18 protein-coding genes and 1 other RNA gene are annotated in these 15,971 nt (G+C 62.8%); 10 read left to right on the top strand and 9 right to left on the bottom strand.

The features are described 5' to 3' along the window. Positions 1 to 116 precede the first annotated feature (116 nt). Positions 117 to 569, top strand: coding sequence for a YaiI/YqxD family protein (locus tag APH25_RS01905; protein WP_028632940.1), 453 nt, complete (start codon positions 117 to 119; stop codon positions 567 to 569). A 36-nt stretch (positions 570 to 605) separates the two neighbouring features. Here the strand turns inward: APH25_RS01905 and elbB are convergent, their stop codons facing one another. Together elbB and APH25_RS01895 are read right to left on the bottom strand one after the other, a co-directional pair. Next, entirely contained in the window at positions 606 to 1,265 is a 660-nt protein-coding gene (gene elbB, locus APH25_RS01900; RefSeq protein ID WP_028632941.1) for an isoprenoid biosynthesis glyoxalase ElbB, read from the bottom strand. 102 nt (positions 1,266 to 1,367) lie between these two features. Next, positions 1,368 to 1,952, bottom strand: coding sequence for a DedA family protein (locus APH25_RS01895; RefSeq protein ID WP_033727970.1), 585 nt, complete (start codon positions 1,950 to 1,952; stop codon positions 1,368 to 1,370). A gap of 213 nt (positions 1,953 to 2,165) precedes the next feature. Between APH25_RS01895 and ppk1 the strand changes: the two genes are divergently transcribed. Further along, positions 2,166 to 4,409 carry a polyphosphate kinase 1 gene (gene ppk1, locus APH25_RS01890; RefSeq protein ID WP_060480879.1) on the top strand — a complete coding sequence of 748 codons (2,244 nt, stop codon included), beginning with the start codon at positions 2,166 to 2,168 and terminating at the stop codon, positions 4,407 to 4,409. Here the strand turns inward: ppk1 and ppx are convergent. Next, on the bottom strand, positions 4,396 to 5,898 hold the full coding sequence (gene ppx / locus APH25_RS01885) for an exopolyphosphatase (RefSeq protein WP_028632943.1): 1,503 nt from the start codon (positions 5,896 to 5,898) through the stop codon (positions 4,396 to 4,398). The genes ppk1 and ppx overlap by 14 nt on opposite strands. 254 nt (positions 5,899 to 6,152) lie before the next feature. Here ppx and trxA point away from each other — a divergent pair, with 254 nt between their 5' ends. The 5 genes from trxA to APH25_RS01860 all read left to right on the top strand — a co-directional run bounded on the left by trxA (position 6,153) and on the right by APH25_RS01860 (position 11,468). Continuing rightward, entirely contained in the window at positions 6,153 to 6,482 is a 330-nt protein-coding gene (trxA, locus tag APH25_RS01880) for a thioredoxin TrxA (protein WP_060480878.1), read from the top strand. Between the two features lie 224 nt (positions 6,483 to 6,706). Beyond that, complete coding sequence (gene rho, locus APH25_RS01875) at positions 6,707 to 7,966, top strand: transcription termination factor Rho (protein WP_003253661.1); 1,260 nt, start codon at positions 6,707 to 6,709, stop codon at positions 7,964 to 7,966. A 136-nt stretch (positions 7,967 to 8,102) separates the two neighbouring features. Next, positions 8,103 to 9,569: a 4-hydroxy-3-polyprenylbenzoate decarboxylase gene (ubiD, locus tag APH25_RS01870; protein ID WP_060480877.1), complete on the top strand. Its 1,467-nt coding sequence runs from the start codon at positions 8,103 to 8,105 to the stop codon at positions 9,567 to 9,569. Further along, the gene (locus APH25_RS01865; protein WP_060480876.1) at positions 9,569 to 10,537 is read left to right on the top strand and encodes a CDP-6-deoxy-delta-3,4-glucoseen reductase; all 969 of its coding nucleotides are present in this window, start codon (positions 9,569 to 9,571) and stop codon (positions 10,535 to 10,537) included. Before ubiD ends, APH25_RS01865 begins: the two co-directional genes overlap by 1 nt. A gap of 280 nt (positions 10,538 to 10,817) precedes the next feature. Beyond that, positions 10,818 to 11,468, top strand: a complete 651-nt coding sequence (locus APH25_RS01860) for a gamma-glutamylcyclotransferase (RefSeq protein WP_060480875.1) — start codon at positions 10,818 to 10,820, stop codon at positions 11,466 to 11,468. 13 nt (positions 11,469 to 11,481) lie between these two features. Here APH25_RS01860 and APH25_RS01855 read toward each other — a convergent pair whose 3' ends face one another. Beyond that, positions 11,482 to 12,459 carry an NADPH:quinone oxidoreductase family protein gene (locus APH25_RS01855; RefSeq protein WP_060480874.1) on the bottom strand — a complete coding sequence of 326 codons (978 nt, stop codon included), beginning with the start codon at positions 12,457 to 12,459 and terminating at the stop codon, positions 11,482 to 11,484. A 158-nt stretch (positions 12,460 to 12,617) separates the two neighbouring features. Between APH25_RS01855 and APH25_RS01850 the strand changes: the two genes are divergently transcribed. Continuing rightward, entirely contained in the window at positions 12,618 to 13,022 is a 405-nt protein-coding gene (locus APH25_RS01850) for a flagellar basal body-associated protein FliL (protein WP_028632949.1), read from the top strand. Positions 13,023 to 13,045: 23 nt separating this feature from the next. Here APH25_RS01850 and APH25_RS01845 read toward each other — a convergent pair whose 3' ends face one another. After that, complete coding sequence (locus APH25_RS01845) at positions 13,046 to 13,495, bottom strand: EVE domain-containing protein (RefSeq protein ID WP_028632950.1); 450 nt, start codon at positions 13,493 to 13,495, stop codon at positions 13,046 to 13,048. A gap of 179 nt (positions 13,496 to 13,674) precedes the next feature. Between APH25_RS01845 and APH25_RS25610 the strand changes: the two genes are divergently transcribed. Continuing rightward, positions 13,675 to 13,827, top strand: coding sequence for a hypothetical protein (locus tag APH25_RS25610; protein ID WP_177331150.1), 153 nt, complete (start codon positions 13,675 to 13,677; stop codon positions 13,825 to 13,827). Between the two features lie 19 nt (positions 13,828 to 13,846). On the opposite strand, the gene APH25_RS01840 is transcribed toward APH25_RS25610, so the two are convergent. The 4 genes from APH25_RS01840 to APH25_RS01825 form a co-directional block, all read right to left on the bottom strand. Then, a complete protein-coding gene (locus APH25_RS01840) occupies positions 13,847 to 14,455 on the bottom strand; it encodes a 5-formyltetrahydrofolate cyclo-ligase (protein ID WP_060480873.1) in 609 nt (202 codons plus the stop codon). Between the two features lie 79 nt (positions 14,456 to 14,534). Continuing rightward, positions 14,535 to 14,714, bottom strand: a non-coding RNA gene (gene ssrS / locus APH25_RS01835) — 6S RNA. Positions 14,715 to 14,731: 17 nt separating this feature from the next. Next, positions 14,732 to 15,052, bottom strand: coding sequence for a cell division protein ZapA (locus tag APH25_RS01830; protein WP_028632952.1), 321 nt, complete (start codon positions 15,050 to 15,052; stop codon positions 14,732 to 14,734). Then, positions 15,049 to 15,231: a TIGR02449 family protein gene (locus tag APH25_RS01825; protein ID WP_029886233.1), complete on the bottom strand. Its 183-nt coding sequence runs from the start codon at positions 15,229 to 15,231 to the stop codon at positions 15,049 to 15,051. The genes APH25_RS01830 and APH25_RS01825 overlap by 4 nt, the downstream gene beginning before the upstream one ends. Positions 15,232 to 15,412: 181 nt before the next feature. On the opposite strand from APH25_RS01825, the gene APH25_RS01820 reads away from it, so the two are divergent. Beyond that, positions 15,413 to 15,967 (top strand): YecA family protein, encoded by a 555-nt coding sequence (locus APH25_RS01820; protein ID WP_028632954.1) that lies wholly within the window; start codon positions 15,413 to 15,415, stop codon positions 15,965 to 15,967. Positions 15,968 to 15,971: the final 4 nt, after the last annotated feature.

Here is a 15,971-nt window from a genome sequence, read left to right as displayed (position 1 = left end):
TGCCTCAGCAGCATTATCGGGATATTGGCGTCATTTGCCCGTCGGTTGCTCGGCAATTACTGCTTTGCACAGGCTTGCTGCATGATGGGCGGGTCAAGTTGAGTGTGAGGTTTCTGATGAGAGTGTGGATCGATGCAGACGCCTGCCCCAAGGCAGCCAAGGATCTGATCGTGAAGTTTGCCCTCAAACGCAAGTTCGAGGTGGTGATGGTGGCGGGCCAGGCTGTGGCCAAACCGGCGTTTTCGCTGGTGAAGCTGATCGTGGTGCCCAGTGGCCCTGATGCGGCCGACGATTACCTGGTTGAACACGCCACTCCGGGCGAGTTGGTCATCTGCAGCGACGTGCCCTTGGCCGACCGCCTGGTGAAGAAGGGCGTGGCGGCGCTGGACCCGCGTGGGCGCGAGTTCGACGAGCGCAATATGGGCGACCGGTTGGCCGCACGTAACCTGTTCACCGAACTGCGCGAACAGGGCCAGGCGGGGGGAGGGCAGCCGCCCTACGCCGAGCGCGACAAACAGGCGTTCGCCAACGCGCTGGACCGCATCATCGCCCGCCTGTCCAAGGCCTGAGCCGACGGCGCTGCGCCAGGCCCTGCGAGCCTGGGTTTACTCGTGGGTCAGTTCCAGCACCCGGTCCACCAGCTTGTAGATGCCCCCGGCTGCGTCGCTGATGGTCTTGGCCGACATGTAGGCCGGGGTCGTCACCAGCTTGCGCTGCACGTCTTCGACGATGTCGTGTACGTCGCACTCTTCATGGGTACCGCCCATCTTCACCACGGCGGCGGCGGTATCGGCATCGGTACCGATGGTGCACACCACGCCAGGCCCGTAGATCTTGGCCGCCAGCGCCGGCGAAATGCAGATCAGGCCAACCGGCTTGCAGGCGGCCGCGAACGCTTCGGCCAGGGCCAGTACGTCTGCGTTGACGCTGCAGTCCGCCCCGTCAGCCGCGAAGGTGGACAGGTTCTTGGCCGCCCCGAAGCCGCCCGGCACGATGAGCGCGTCGAAGTCCTCGGCCTTGGCCTCGCGGATATCCTTCACCTCACCGCGGGCAATGCGCGCCGACTCCACCAGCACGTTCCGCGATTCGGGCATCTCTTCGCCCGTCAGGTGGTTGATGACGTGCAGTTGGGCGATGTCCGGGGCAAAGCACTGTACCTGCGCACCACGCTGGTCGAGGCGCAGGAGGGTGATCACGCTTTCGTGGATTTCTGCGCCGTCATACACGCCGCAACCGGAAAGAATCACCGCTACTTTTTTTGTCATGCTCATTTCTCCAGGGTCGATGCGCTCGATACCCGCCAGCCTGGCAGCGCTGCCCAGCGCGGGGACGTCCTGCTTGGTTGGATTGCGCGGGCGCGCGGGTGTTCAGTCCTGCGACTCGCGCGCGGCCCGGCGTTCTGCCCGCAGCGTGCGGAAGCGCCTGCGCAGCCACAGCCCCACACCCAGCACCAGCAAGGCGCCCAGCACCCACAGCTCGTAACGTTTGATGTTGCCCAGCAGGCCTTCGAGAATGGCGCCGAAGTGGTAGGCCGCAGCACCCAGGGCCACTGCCCAGATGGCTGCACCGATGCCGTTGAGCAGCAGGTAGCGCCGTGGCGGGTAGCCAGACAGGCCAATGGCTACCGGCATGACCGTGCGCAGGCCGTAGACAAAGCGGAAGCTCAGCACCCAGATGTCCGGGTGGCGGCGGATGTGGTCCAGGGCGCGGTCGCCCATGGCCTGCCAGCGTGGCTTGCGCGCCAGGATCTTGCGCCCGTGACGCCGGCCCATGAAGTACCACAGCTGATCCCCGGCATAGCTGCCCAGAAAGGCCACCAGGCACACGAGCTTGATATCCATGTAACCGCGGAACGCAAGAAAACCTGCAAGCACCAGAATGGTCTCGCCTTCGAAGAAGGTGCCTAGAAAAAGGGCAAAGTAGCCGAAATCCTGCAGGAATTGTTGGAGCATTTTCTGAGGTGCTGGCGAAATGAACGCGCAGCCTACCCCTTCGTGGGCATTCGGGAAAGTGTCCAAATGTGTCTCGACGTGAACAATGCCTACACGGACAATGCCTGATGCTACGCGCCATGCCTTGCCCTGTTATGTAACACAGGCGTCATAATGGGCGCTTATCTTGCCGCTCAATTGATGATAGGGCGTTAACGTCCTCAGGACCGCCAGATGAACAACGAAGTGCTCACCCCTGTCGTGATCAAGGAGGCCCAGGAGCTTCCGGAAGAACTGGTGCAGACCCCGCCAGACCTGCCCCCCGTGCCAGAGCCTCTGGTGGAGCAGGCCGCCGAGCCGGTCACGCCGCCGCCGGCCCCTGCGCCTGCCATCGCCGTACCAGGCCTGGACGACACCAGCCTGTACATTCATCGCGAGCTGTCGCAGTTGCAGTTCAACATTCGCGTACTGGAACAGGCGCTGGACGAGAGCTACCCGCTGCTCGAACGCCTCAAGTTCCTGCTGATCTTCTCCAGCAACCTGGACGAATTCTTCGAAATCCGCGTAGCCGGCCTCAAGAAACAAATCAATTTTGCCCGTGAGCAGGCCGGTGCCGACGGTTTGCAGCCGCACCAGGCGCTGACGCGCATCAGCGAGCTTGTCCACATCGAAGTGGACCGCCAGTACGCCATCCTCAACGATGTGCTGCTGCCCGAGCTGGAAAAGCACCAGATTCGGTTCATCCGCCGCCGTTACTGGACACCCAAGCTCAAGACCTGGGTGCGCCGCTACTTCCGCGACGAGATCGCCCCGATCATCACCCCGATCGGCCTCGACCCCACGCACCCGTTCCCGCTGCTGGTGAACAAGAGCCTCAACTTCATCGTCGAGCTCGAAGGCGTCGACGCCTTTGGCCGCGACTCGGGCCTGGCGATCATCCCAGCACCGCGCCTGCTGCCCCGGGTCATCCGGGTGCCAGAGGAGGTGGGCGGCGCGGGGGCCAACTATGTGTTCCTGTCGTCGATGATCCATGCCCACGCAGACGACCTGTTCCAGGGCATGAAGGTCAAGGGCTGCTACCAGTTCCGCCTGACCCGCAACGCAGACCTGGCGCTGGACTCCGAAGAGGTCGATGACCTGGCCCGCGCGTTGCGCGGTGAGCTGTTCTCGCGCCGCTATGGCGATGCCGTGCGCCTGGAGGTGGCCGACACCTGCCCGAAACACCTGTCGGACTACCTGCTCAAGCAGTTCAGCCTGAGCGAGAGCGAGCTGTACCAGGTAAACGGCCCGGTAAACCTTACGCGCCTGTTCAGCATCACCGGGCTGGATAGCCACCCCGAGCTGCAGTACCTGCCGTTCACCCCGGCCATCCCCAAGCTGCTGCAGAATGCCGACAACATCTTCAGCGTGATTGGCAAGCAGGACATCCTGCTGATGCACCCGTTCGAGTCCTTCACGCCGGTGATCGACCTGCTGCGCCAGGCCGCCAAAGACCCGCATGTACTCGCCGTGCGCCAGACCCTTTACCGCTCCGGGGCCAACTCGGAGATCGTCGATGCCTTGGTGGATGCAGCGCGTAACGGCAAGGAGGTTACCGCGGTGATTGAGCTGCGGGCGCGCTTCGACGAAGAGTCCAACCTGCAGATGGCCAGCCGCCTGCAAGCGGCCGGGGCCGTAGTGATCTATGGGGTGGTTGGCTTCAAGACCCACGCCAAGATGATGCTGATCCTGCGCCGCGAGCAGGGCGAGATCGTGCGCTACGCCCACCTGGGCACGGGTAACTACCACGCTGGCAACGCCCGCCTGTACACCGACTACAGCCTGCTCACCTCCGATGATGCCCTCACCGAAGACGTCGGCAAGCTGTTCAGCCAGCTGATCGGCATGGGCAAGACCCTGCGCATGAAAAAACTGCTGCATGCGCCGTTCACCCTGAAGAAGGGCATGCTGGACATGATCGCGCGGGAAACCCAGTTTGCCCTCGACGGCAAACCGGCGCACATCATCGCCAAGTTCAACTCGCTGACCGACGCCAAGGTCATCAAGGCGCTGTACAAGGCCAGCCAGTCGGGCGTGAGGATCGACCTGGTAGTGCGCGGCATGTGCTGCCTGCGCCCAGGCATTGCGGGGGTTTCGCACAATATCCAGGTGCGCTCGATCATCGGCCGCTTCCTGGAGCACACCCGGGTGTTCTACTTCCTCAATGGCGGCGAAGAGCAGATCTACTTGTCCAGTGCCGACTGGATGGAGCGCAACCTCGACAAGCGTGTGGAGACCTGCTTCCCGGTGGAAGGCAAGAAGCTGCTGTTGCGGGTGAAGAAGGAGCTGGAAGCCTACCTCACCGACAACACCCATGCCTGGACCCTGCAGCCGGACGGCCGCTATGTGCGTAGCTCGCCAACCGGCAACCAGAACCCGCGCAGTGCCCAGGCGACCCTGCTGGAGCGCCTGAGCAACCCGGTACTCAACGTACGCTGAGGATGAACCCGACCCGGGCCAGCCACTCCGCCTCGTTGGCGAAGTCGGCCTGGGTCAGCTGGTTCTGCTCCAGCCAGCCCTGCGGGAACACCACTTCAAGCCGGTCATCGTCTGCCTTGAGTTCCACTTTTGGCATCTGCTGGTTACCACGGATGTGGTGGAACAGAATGGCAAAGCGCAGCAGCACGCACAGGCGCAGCAACTTCACGCCTTCATCGCCCAGTTCGGCATAGCGGTCCTTGGGGATGTTGCGGCGGTGGCCGCGCACCAGCAAGGCCATCATCTGCTGGTCCTCGCGGGAAAACCCGGCAAGGTCGGAGTGCTCGATCAGGTAGGCGCCATGCTTGTGGTAGTGGTAGTGGGCGATATCCAGGCCGATTTCGTGCACCTTGGCCGCCCAGCCCAACAGGTCGCGCCAGTTACCGCCCTGCAGGTCCCACGCGGCGGCCACCTGGTCGAAGGCGTGCAGGGCTTTGCGCTCTACCCGCGCCGCTTGGCCCTGGTCCACGTGATAACGCTCCATCAGCGAGTTCAGGGTGCGTTCGCGCACGTCTTCGTGGTGGTGGCGGCCCAGCAGGTCGAACAGCACGCCTTCACGTAGCGCACCGTCACAGTGGTCCATGCGCTGCAGTTCGAGGGCATCGAAGATCGCCTCGAGAATGGCCAGCCCTGCGGGGAAGATGGTACGCCGGTCTGGCTTGACGCCGTCGAAGTCGATCTTGTCGACCTCGCCCAGCTTGAACAGCTTGCGCTTGACCCACGCCAGGCCTTCGGCGTTGACCTCACCATTGCCCAGGCCGCCGGCCTTGATGGCTGCGCCGATGGCGCGGATGGTGCCGGACGAGCCGATGGCCTCGTCCCAGGTCAGGCGATGCAGGGCATTTTCGATGCTCATCAGTTCCAGGCGCGCGGCGGTGTAGGCCTGGGCGTAGCGGGCCGGGGTGATCTTGCCGTCGCGGAAGTAGCGCTGGGTGAAGCTGACGCAGCCCATCTGCAGGCTCTCGCGCAGCAGCGGCTCGAAGCGCTGGCCGATGATGAACTCGGTGCTGCCGCCGCCGATATCGGCCACCAGGCGCTTGCCTGGGGTGTCAGCGAGGGTGTGCGATACGCCCAGGTAGATCAGGCGCGCCTCTTCGCGGCCGGAAATGACCTCGACGGGGTGGCCCAGAATGGCTTCGGCACGCTGGATGAAGGTGTTGCGGTTGCGTGCTTCGCGCAGGGCGTTGGTGCCCACGATGCGTACGGCGCCTGCCGGCATGCCGTTGATCAACTGGGCAAAGCGCTTGAGGCACTCCAGGCCCCGCTCCATGGCTTCTTCGCTGAGCCTGCGCTCTTCGTCGATGCCGGCGGCCAGCTGCACCTTTTCGCCCAGCCGCTCAAGGATGCGGATTTCGGTATGGTGGGCCTTGGCCACTACCATGTGGAAACTGTTGGAGCCAAGGTCGATGGCTGCGATCAGGGACAGGTTCTTCGCGGTGGTTTGCGGCATGATCTGGTCGTTCTCGGTCGTTAACCTGGCAATCGTGCCACGATAGCAGGCTGTCGCCAACGCGTGGCACCTCGCCTTCGTACTGTGCTTGATGCAAGGCAATGTGCCATTCGATTCTATGAAGGCCATGTGACAGTTTCGATTCGCAGCGTCTTCCACAACTATAGTTACACTCAATCGTCTGCGGCTTCCTGTAGGCGGCGGGTGCAGCTATGATGGGCAACGTTTTTTTGCATACGAACCTGGAGATATCCATGAGCAGCGATCTGATCAAACATGTGACCGACGCCACCTTCGAGGCGGATGTCCTGAAGGCCCAAGGCCCGGTGCTGGTGGATTACTGGGCTGAGTGGTGCGGCCCCTGCAAGATGATCGCTCCAGTGCTGGACGACATCGCGGGTACCTACGAGGGCAAGCTGACCGTCGCCAAGCTGAACATCGACGAGAACCAGGAAACCCCTGCCAAGCACGGCGTACGTGGCATCCCGACGCTGATGCTGTTCAAGGGCGGCAACGTCGAAGCCACCAAGGTGGGTGCGCTGTCCAAATCCCAGCTGCAAGCGTTCCTCGACGCCCACCTGTGATACAAAGGCCCCGCAAATGCGGGGCTTTTCTTTTCTACTGCACTAGACGCAGAAAAAAGCAAGTGTTACATTCGGCCTCGCACTGCTTCTCCAGTGCCCTCTACATGCCGTCGCCGAAGCATCCCCAATTCGAATCAGTACGCGATCCTTTCGCCATCTAGCGGCGCGGCCTCATTAAGCCAAAGCTTAATTCTCCCTTCTTACATGATTACGTCATTCCCCTTATGAACCTGACTGAACTCAAGCAAAAGCCGATTACCGATCTTTTGGAAATGGCCGAACAGATGGGCATCGAAAACATGGCCCGTTCGCGCAAACAGGACGTGATCTTCGCCCTGCTGAAAAAGCACGCGAAGAGCGGCGAAGAGATTTCCGGTGATGGCGTGCTGGAGATTCTCCAGGATGGTTTCGGTTTCCTGCGGTCCGCTGATGCGTCCTACCTGGCCGGCCCTGACGACATCTACGTCTCGCCAAGCCAGATCCGCCGCTTCAACCTGCGCACCGGTGACACCATCGTCGGCAAGATCCGCCCGCCGAAGGAAGGGGAGCGCTACTTCGCGCTGCTGAAGGTCGACACCATCAACTTCGACCGCCCGGAAAACGCGAAAAACAAGATCCTGTTCGAAAACCTGACGCCGCTGTTCCCCAACAAGCGCCTGAAGATGGAAGCCGGTAACGGCTCCACCGAAGACCTCACCGGTCGCGTCATCGACCTGTGCGCCCCGATCGGCAAAGGCCAGCGTGGCCTGATCGTCGCGCCGCCCAAGGCGGGCAAGACGATCATGCTGCAGAACATCGCGGCGAACATTACCCGTAACAACCCCGAGTGCCACCTGATCGTCCTGCTGATCGACGAGCGCCCTGAAGAAGTGACCGAAATGCAGCGCACCGTGCGCGGCGAAGTGGTTGCGTCCACTTTCGACGAGCCACCCACCCGTCACGTGCAGGTGGCCGAGATGGTCATCGAGAAGGCGAAGCGCCTGGTCGAGCACAAAAAGGACGTGGTGATCCTGCTGGACTCCATCACCCGCCTGGCACGTGCCTACAACACCGTGATCCCGAGCTCCGGCAAGGTACTCACCGGTGGTGTCGACGCCCACGCCCTGGAAAAGCCAAAGCGCTTCTTTGGCGCTGCGCGTAACATCGAAGAAGGCGGCTCGCTGACCATCATCGCCACCGCGCTGGTTGAAACCGGCTCGAAGATGGACGAAGTGATCTACGAGGAGTTCAAGGGCACCGGTAACATGGAGCTGCCGCTGGACCGCCGCATCGCCGAAAAGCGTGTGTTCCCGGCCATCAACATCAACCGTTCCGGTACCCGCCGCGAAGAGCTGCTCACTGCCGACGACGAGCTGCAGCGCATGTGGATTCTGCGCAAGCTGCTGCACCCGATGGACGAGATCGCCGCGATCGAGTTCCTGGTCGACAAGCTCAAGCAGACCAAGACCAACGACGAGTTCTTCCTGTCGATGAAGCGCAAGTAAGCACTTCAGGCGGTTATTGATTGGGGCTGTTTTGCAGCCCTTTGCGGGCTTGCCCGCGAAGGGCTGCGAAGCGGCCCCAATTCATTTGCGCTACACTCTGCACCCCCGATCGACACGGCCAACACGAGGCTTCTGCATGCAGTATCGCGACTTGCGCGACTTCATCCGTGGCCTGGAACAGCGCGGCGAGCTCAAGCGCATCCAGGTCCCGGTCTCTCCCGTCCTGGAAATGACCGAGGTCTGCGACCGTACCCTGCGCGCCAAAGGCCCGGCATTGCTGTTCGAGAAACCCACAGGCTTCGACATGCCGGTGCTGGGCAACCTGTTCGGTACCCCGCAGCGGGTGGCCATGGGCATGGGCGCCGAGTCTGTCGACGAGTTGCGCGAAATCGGCAAGTTGCTGGCCTTCCTCAAGGAGCCTGAGCCGCCAAAGGGCCTCAAGGATGCCTGGTCCAAGCTGCCGATCTTCAAGAAGGTCGTGTCGATGGCGCCCAAGGTGGTCAAGGACGCCGCGTGCCAGGAGGTGGTGCTGGAGGGCGATGATGTCGACCTCGGTGCGTTGCCGGTGCAGCATTGCTGGCCAGGCGACGTGGCGCCGCTGATCACCTGGGGCCTCACCGTTACCCGCGGCCCGAACAAGGACCGCCAGAACCTGGGCATCTACCGCCAGCAGGTGATTGGCCGCAACAAGGTCATCATGCGTTGGCTGAGCCACCGTGGCGGCGCCCTCGACTACCGCGAATGGTGCGAGAAGCATCCCGGGCAGCCATTCCCCGTCGCTGTTGCGCTGGGCGCCGACCCTGCGACCATTCTGGGCGCCGTGACCCCGGTGCCCGATACGCTTTCCGAATACGCCTTCGCCGGCCTGTTGCGCGGCAACCGCACCGAGCTGGTCAAGTGCCGGGGCAACAACCTGCAGGTTCCGGCCAGTGCCGAGATCATCCTTGAGGGGGTGATTCACCCAGGCGAGATGGCCCCCGAAGGGCCGTACGGCGACCACACCGGTTACTACAACGAAGTCGACAGTTTCCCGGTGTTCACCGTGGAGCGCATCACCCATCGGCAGAAGCCGATCTATCACAGTACCTACACCGGTCGGCCGCCGGATGAGCCTGCCATCCTGGGGGTGGCGCTCAACGAAGTGTTCGTGCCGATCCTGCAGAAGCAGTTCCCGGAAATCGTCGACTTCTACCTGCCGCCCGAAGGTTGTTCGTACCGCATGGCGGTAGTGACCATGAAGAAGCAGTACCCGGGGCATGCCAAGCGCGTGATGCTGGGTGTATGGTCGTTCCTGCGACAGTTCATGTACACCAAGTTCGTTATCGTGACCGACGACGACATCAATGCCCGCGACTGGAACGACGTGATCTGGGCCATCACCACGCGCATGGACCCCAAGCGTGATACGGTGATGATCGACAACACGCCGATCGACTACCTGGACTTCGCGTCACCGGTGTCGGGGTTGGGTTCGAAGATGGGCCTGGATGCCACCCACAAGTGGCCGGGCGAGACTACACGCGAGTGGGGGCGGGTTATCGTCAAGGACGAAGCCGTTACCCAGCGTATCGATGAGCTGTGGGATCAGTTGGGAATAGATTGATGCAGGTAACGTTGCAGCCGTCCGGGGCGGTGTTGGCGCTCGAGCCCGGTGAAAGGATCCTGGATGGCGCGCGCCGGCTGGGTTATGACTGCCCCAACAGCTGCCGCAATGGCAATTGCCATGTCTGCGCCGCGTTGTTGGTAGAAGGCCGCGTGCGCCAGGACGGTGAGGTGCGCGATCATGGTGAGCTGTTTACCTGCCTTGCCGAACCCCTGGAGGACTGCGTGCTGCTGTGGGATGGGGTGCTCGCCCTGGGCGAACTGCCGGTGCGCAAACTGGCGTGCACCGTGAGTGAGTGCCGCGAGGTTGGCGGCGACGTCTGGCGCGTCCGCTTGCGTGCCCCAGCGGGCAAGCCGCTGCGTTACCATGCCGGGCAGTACCTGATGATCGAACGCCAGGGCGGCAAGCAGGCGGCGTTTTCGCTGGCATCTGCCCCCCATGCGGGCCGGGAGCTTGAGCTGCATGTGCTGGCGCGCGAGCCCAGCGCAGTAAAGTTGATCGAACAACTGCAGCATGACCGCCTGGCGCGCATTGAAATGCCCTTTGGCGATACGCACCTGGCCGAACTGCCTGACGGGCCACTGGTGCTGATCGCTGCTGGCACCGGCATGGGGCAGATGCACAGCCTGGTCGAGCACTGCCGTGCGCAAGGGTTCAAGCACCCGGTCCACCTGTACTGGGGCGTGCGCCGGCCAGAGGACTTCTACCAGATCGAACACTGGGAAGAGTGGTTGCAGTTGCCGAACCTGTACCTGCACCAGGTGGTCAGCGACCTGTGTGGTTGGGAAGGGCGCTGCGGCATGCTGCACCAAGCGGTCTGCGAGGACATCAGTGACCTCAACACCGTACACGTCTATGCCAGCGGTTCGCCCAACATGATCTATGCCACCCTCGACGCCCTGGTTGAAGCGGGCATGGATGCGCACCGTATGCGTGCCGACGTGTTCGCCTACGCCCCCCGCGGCTAATAACCGAAGTTTGAACATCGGGGTATAAGGCGGTAATTGTTACCGCCTTGATCACTAACTTTCACTGGCCTGGAAACAATAAGTTCCGGTCGTCGGCTGCGTGCATGAAAATTTCGACATGCGCTTGTCCGCCTCAACTTCCTGACTTAGCTTATACAAGGTCCGGGCCCGCTCTGTTGGCGTCCCGGCTCATGCCGGCCGCGGCGAGTGGGCACTGCGTGTGCCTCAAGGCCTAGTTGGGTTACATGTTTTTGTATGCGGAGACTCCTGGCGGCAGCTTATGTCGGCACTTGAAAGTTCGTCCTGGCAAGTTAACTATCCCCCGTCACTTGATTTTGGCCAACCCCTCACACATGAGCAGTTGCACACTTCCATGCAGGCCACCCTGTCGCAGCACCCGGGTGGGCCAGTGTGGTTGTTTGCCTACGGCTCATTGATCTGGCGGCCCGAGTGCAGCGCCGTGGAGCGTCAGCGGGCGCGGGTGCACGGCTATCACCGCGGCCTGTACCTGTGGTCGCACGAACACCGTGGCACGCCAGAAACCCCTGGGCTGGTCTTTGGCCTGGACCGTGGTGGCTCCTGCAGCGGCTTTGCCTACAGGCTGGACGAGCGCACACTGGACGCCTCGCTGATGGCCTTGTGGCAACGGGAGATGCCCTACCCGGCGTACCGCCCTCATTGGCTGAATTGCCGGCTGGGCGACGGCAGCAAGGTGCAGGCACTGGGCTTTGTGCTGGAGCGCCATTTGCCGTGCTACGCAGGCAACCTGCCAGACACGCTGCTCAGCCACATTCTGGCCCGTGCAGCAGGGCGCTACGGCACGACGCGCGATTATGTCGAGCAAACACTCAACGCCCTGCGTACTCACCAGATGCCTGACCGCACCCTGGAAGCGCGTTTCAGGCGCTGTCACAACCTGGGCGAGGCCTGAGGCGGTAGCGCCCTCACGGCACTGACACCACCAGCTTGCCCACTGCCTGCCGCTGGCCCAACTTGTCGATGGCCGCCCCGGCCTCGGCCAGTGGGTAGGTGTGCGACACCAGTGGGTTCAGCTTGCCCTCGGCGTACCAGGCAAACAGCTGCTGGAAGTTTGCCGCGTTGTCCTGGGGCTGGCGCTGGGCGAAAGCCCCCCAGAACACGCCCAGCACCGCCGCGCCTTTGAGCAGCACCAGGTTGGCTGCAAGCTGCGGGATCACACCACTGGCAAAGCCCACTACCAGTAACCGGCCGTTCCAGGCTAGCCCGCGTACCGCCTGTTCGAACAGTTCGCCGCCCACCGGGTCGTAGATCACATCCACACCGTTACCCCCGGTCAAGCGCTTGATTTCTTCGCGCAGGCTGCCCCCGCTGTAGTCGATCAGCTCATCTGCCCCGGCAGCTTTGGCCACCGCCAGTTTCTCGGCACTGCTGGCCGCTGCGATCACCCGGGCGCCCATGGCCTTGCCGATTTCAACGGCCGCCAGGCCCACGCCACCGGATGCGCCCAGCACCAGCAGGGTTTCCCCTGGCTGCAACCGGCCCCGCTGGCGCAGGGCATGCATCGAGGTGCCATAGGTCATGCCGAAGGCTGCGGCGATGGTGAAATCCATGCCCGCCGGTATCGGCAGCAGGTTGTAGGCCGGTACCGCCACCTGCTCGGCGAATGCACCCCAGCCGGTCAGCGCCATCACCCGGTCACCTACCTTGAAGGCACCAGCCTTTTCGCCAACCGCCGCCACCACCCCCGCCGCCTCCCCGCCAGGTGAAAAGGGCAGGGCAGGCTGGAACTGATACTTGCCTTCGATGATCAGGGTGTCCGGGAAATTGACCCCGGCGGCACGCACATCCAGCAGCACCTCGTTTGGCTTGGGGCGCGGGCTTGCCACCTCCTCGAGTACCAGGCCGCTTGCCGGGCCCAGGGTTTTGCACAGCAAGGCTTTCATCGTGGGCTATTCCTTTGCGGGTAATGGCCGATAAGTGTAGGAGGCCGGCCCGCCGGGTCAACGAGCATGGCCTGCCCTGATGGGCAGGCATAAGCCCGGGCTTGGGTTTGCGCGGCGCGCTGGGTAAGCTGGCGGCAACTGTATTGAGGAGCGAATTCGTGAAAGCGTGGATCTTGATGGTACTGGCCCTGGTGCTACCTGCCGCAGCCCTGGCCGAAGAAGCCAAGGAAGGCGCGCCCAAGGTCGCCTATATCAGCCTCAACCCTCCATTCGTGGGCAACTATGCCCTCGACGGTGGCCCTCGCCTGCGGGTGTACAAGGCCGACGTAGCCCTGCGAGTCACCGGCGATGAAGCGGCCAAGGCCGTACAGAGCCACGAGCCGTTGATCCGTAACCAGCTAGTGGCACTGTTCGCCCAGCAGACGGTAGACAGCATGAGCAATGTCGAGGCCAAGGAACACCTCCGCCAGGAGGCGCTGAAGCAGGTTCAGCAAGTGATGGAAGCCGAAGAGGGCAAGCCGATCGTCGAGGACCTGCTGTTCAACAACCTCATCGTCCAGTAACGCGGGCGGGCTGGCTGTGAGGCCTAGCGCAAGGCCAACACCGCCGCCCACTGCGCGGGGGTGACCGGCATCACTGAAAGGCGGCTGCCTTTTTGCACCAGTGGCAGCTCGGCCAGTTCGGCTTGCTGCTTCAGCCAGCCCAGTTCCAGCACCCGCGGCAGGGTCTGCACATGGGCCACGTCCACCGCGCTCCAGGGGTTTTTATCGGCGGTGGCCTTGGCGTCGTGGTAGTGGCTTTGCGGGTCGAGGGCGGTCGGGTCCGGGTACGCCGCGCGCACCACCTTGGCGATGCCCGCGATCCCAGGCTGCGGGCAGCTGGAATGGTAGAAGAAGAACTCATCGCCAACGCTCATGGCCCGCAGAAAATTGCGCGCCTGGTAGTTGCGCACCCCGTCCCAGCGCGCCTCACCTAACCGCCCCAGGGCCTCGATGGACAGCTCGTCGGGCTCGGACTTCATCAGCCAATAGGCCATGCGCGGTGCTCCTGAAAAGTTTTGAAATAACGTATTGAACTAAACCGACAGCCGGTTGACGTCAAGGTTTGCTTGCGGACGCATGTTGTCGGAGAATGCGCCCCGTTTGAAGTGCGATGCTACGGCGCTACCCAAAAAGTCGCCGAGCACTGAACAGTTTGCCTGGGGGGCAATCGTCGATGAATCAACGTAAAAAGCCGGACCTGCTGTGGGTCCTGGTGTTCATTTTTGGCTTGGGTGTGGTCACCACCGGTTATGCGCAAAGGTTCTGGGAGCGCAAGCTGGACAACGCCTATCAGGCGGCCGCCGAGGCCAGCCAGCCGCAACGTTGACCCCCACAGGCGGCACGGCCTACTGCGGCGCCAGGTACCAGTGGCGGTCCGAGACCGTGCCCTGCAGCGGTACATCCCAACTGGCTTGCGCCAGGCGCTCCACCTTCTGGCATTCATGGGCCAGCCCCAGCAGCAGTGGCTTTTTCCACGTTTTACGGCGTGCCTGGTAGGCAAGGCTGCGATCGTAGAACCCGCCGCCCATCCCCAGGCGCCCGCCTGCATCATCAAAACCGACCAGTGGTAGCAAAATCAGGTCCAGGGCCCAGATCGGGCGTTGCCGCCTGCGGTCGATGACCGGCTCAGGGATGCGAAACCGGTTGGGTTTGAGGGCTTCGCCCTGTTCGAAGCGCTGGAACACCATGCGCGTGCGTGGCCATGCATGCAGTACCGGCAAGTAGGTGCGCTTACCCCGTCGCTGGGCTTCACGCAGCAACAGGCGAGGGTCTATTTCACCATCGTTGGGCAGGTACAGGGCAATATGCCGGGCGCGCCGGAACAGCGGGTGCTGCGCCAGTTGGCGATACAGGCCGGCAGCGGCCTGGCGTTGCTGGGCGGGGGTGAGTGCGCGGCGGGCTTTGCGAAGCAGGCGACGAAGCTGGGGGCGGGTGAGCGGCGCGGTGTCGGTCATGGCACAGGCGGTCCCAGGGGTACTGGCCGACGCTTGCGGCCAAAACGAATTGCCCGCCGAAGGGCGGGCAAGAGAATTCAGGCTCCCCGATAAGACCGCTATCGGTGTAGCCCTTGAACCCGAAAGTTCAAGGTGGAGATTGCAGGGGGCGTTAAGGCTTTCCGTCGAGCGGACATGCACACCGGCCCCAGCGTGCAACCCCCGTGGTTGTGCGTATCGGCTCAGGGACATAACCGACTGGCGCATCCCCCAGGGAGTGGCGCCAGTATACCAATCTCAGCTGATTTTGGTATCCGCATCGTCGGACAGCGCCTGATCGACCCGTTCCAGCAGGTCGCGCACCTGCTCGCGGCTCGCCCCACCCGCAGGTGCAGCGGTGCGGTCTTCCTGGCGGTGCAGCATTTCGTGGGTGATGTTCAGCGCCGCCATCACCGCGATGCGGTCGGCCCCGATCACCTTGCCGCTGCTGCGGATCTCGCGCATCTTGCTGTCCAGGTAATGCGCGGCGCTCACCAGGTTGTTGCGCTCTTCGGGTGGACAGATGATCGAGTATTCCTTGTCCAGGATCTGCACGGTGACGCTATTGCTTGAACTCATGAGTCTTGCTCCAGAGCCTTGAGGCGTAAGATCATCGACTCGACCTTGCGCTTGGCGATCTCGTTCTTTTCGATGAGGTGGGCGCGCTCTTCGCGCCAGGACTTTTCCTGAGCTACTAGGAGTGCATTTTGCCGTTTAAGTTGCTCGACACGTTCGATCAGCAGCTCGAATCGGCTCATCAGTGCCTGCAGGTCTTTGTCTTGCGTGGGTTGCACTCGATTCGCTCCGTCGTTGACTCACCTGACGATGATGCCTCTCCCTGGGTGGCGCCGGCCAGTGCCGATGGTCTTGGCGCGCCTGCCGGTGCTAGGATACAAGGCCTCCATTCTAGTCATTGCGCCGTCTGGCGCCTAGCTGCCCATGCCCAATACCCAATCGCCCTACGTCGCCTTCGCCATGCTGCTGTCGAGCAATGGTCACCCTGTCACCCCGGCCGAGTTGCACGGCCTGCTCATTGGCCGCAGCTGCGCCGGTGCCGGCTTCGATGCCGATGCCTGGCTGGCCGATGCGGCCCAACTGCTGGAAACCGAACCCGGCGATACCGTACGCAACGCCCTGATCGGCCTGCAGGAAATGGTCAAGGGTGAACTCACCGGCGACGAAATGGCCATCGTCCTGCTGTTGCCTTCCGATGATGCCGCCCTCACCGACCGCGCCACCGCGCTGGGCCAGTGGTGCCAGGGCTTCATTACCGGCTTCGGCCTGAACGCCGGCGGCAAGGACCTGTCCATCGAGGCCAAGGAAGTGCTGCAGGACCTGGTCGCCATCTCCCAGGTGCAAGAAGCCCTGGAAGAGTCCGAAGACGGCGAAAGTGACTACATGGAAGTCATGGAATACCTGCGTGTAGCGCCGCTGCTGCTGTTCTCCGAGCTGGCCACGCCGGCTGCACCCGCGCCCAAGCCATCTCTGCACTGACCAA

The sequence above is a fragment of the Pseudomonas sp. NBRC 111119 genome, assembly GCF_001320125.1.
Lineage (GTDB): Bacteria > Pseudomonadota > Gammaproteobacteria > Pseudomonadales > Pseudomonadaceae > Aquipseudomonas > Aquipseudomonas parafulva.
The sequence above is the reverse complement of the archived record's forward strand: the minus strand, read 5'-3'. Positions and strand labels throughout refer to the sequence as shown.

Excerpts from the sequence above, each read along its gene's own strand:
- rho (WP_003253661.1), top strand. The coding sequence starts at position 6,707 with ATGAACCTGACTGAACTCAAGCAAAAGCCGATTACCGATCTTTTGGAA.
- APH25_RS25610 (WP_177331150.1), top strand. The coding sequence starts at position 13,675 with ATGAATCAACGTAAAAAGCCGGACCTGCTGTGGGTCCTGGTGTTCATT.
- APH25_RS01825 (WP_029886233.1), bottom strand. The coding sequence starts at position 15,231 with ATGAGCCGATTCGAGCTGCTGATCGAACGTGTCGAGCAACTTAAACGG.
- APH25_RS01860 (WP_060480875.1), top strand. The coding sequence starts at position 10,818 with ATGTCGGCACTTGAAAGTTCGTCCTGGCAAGTTAACTATCCCCCGTCA.
- elbB (WP_028632941.1), bottom strand. The coding sequence starts at position 1,265 with ATGACAAAAAAAGTAGCGGTGATTCTTTCCGGTTGCGGCGTGTATGAC.
- ppk1 (WP_060480879.1), top strand. The coding sequence starts at position 2,166 with ATGAACAACGAAGTGCTCACCCCTGTCGTGATCAAGGAGGCCCAGGAG.
- trxA (WP_060480878.1), top strand. The coding sequence starts at position 6,153 with ATGAGCAGCGATCTGATCAAACATGTGACCGACGCCACCTTCGAGGCG.
- APH25_RS01845 (WP_028632950.1), bottom strand. The coding sequence starts at position 13,495 with ATGGCCTATTGGCTGATGAAGTCCGAGCCCGACGAGCTGTCCATCGAG.
- APH25_RS01820 (WP_028632954.1), top strand. The coding sequence starts at position 15,413 with ATGCCCAATACCCAATCGCCCTACGTCGCCTTCGCCATGCTGCTGTCG.
- ubiD (WP_060480877.1), top strand. The coding sequence starts at position 8,103 with ATGCAGTATCGCGACTTGCGCGACTTCATCCGTGGCCTGGAACAGCGC.
- APH25_RS01840 (WP_060480873.1), bottom strand. The coding sequence starts at position 14,455 with ATGACCGACACCGCGCCGCTCACCCGCCCCCAGCTTCGTCGCCTGCTT.
- ppx (WP_028632943.1), bottom strand. The coding sequence starts at position 5,898 with ATGCCGCAAACCACCGCGAAGAACCTGTCCCTGATCGCAGCCATCGAC.
- APH25_RS01830 (WP_028632952.1), bottom strand. The coding sequence starts at position 15,052 with ATGAGTTCAAGCAATAGCGTCACCGTGCAGATCCTGGACAAGGAATAC.
- APH25_RS01855 (WP_060480874.1), bottom strand. The coding sequence starts at position 12,459 with ATGAAAGCCTTGCTGTGCAAAACCCTGGGCCCGGCAAGCGGCCTGGTA.
- APH25_RS01895 (WP_033727970.1), bottom strand. The coding sequence starts at position 1,952 with ATGCTCCAACAATTCCTGCAGGATTTCGGCTACTTTGCCCTTTTTCTA.
- APH25_RS01865 (WP_060480876.1), top strand. The coding sequence starts at position 9,569 with ATGCAGGTAACGTTGCAGCCGTCCGGGGCGGTGTTGGCGCTCGAGCCC.
- APH25_RS01905 (WP_028632940.1), top strand. The coding sequence starts at position 117 with ATGAGAGTGTGGATCGATGCAGACGCCTGCCCCAAGGCAGCCAAGGAT.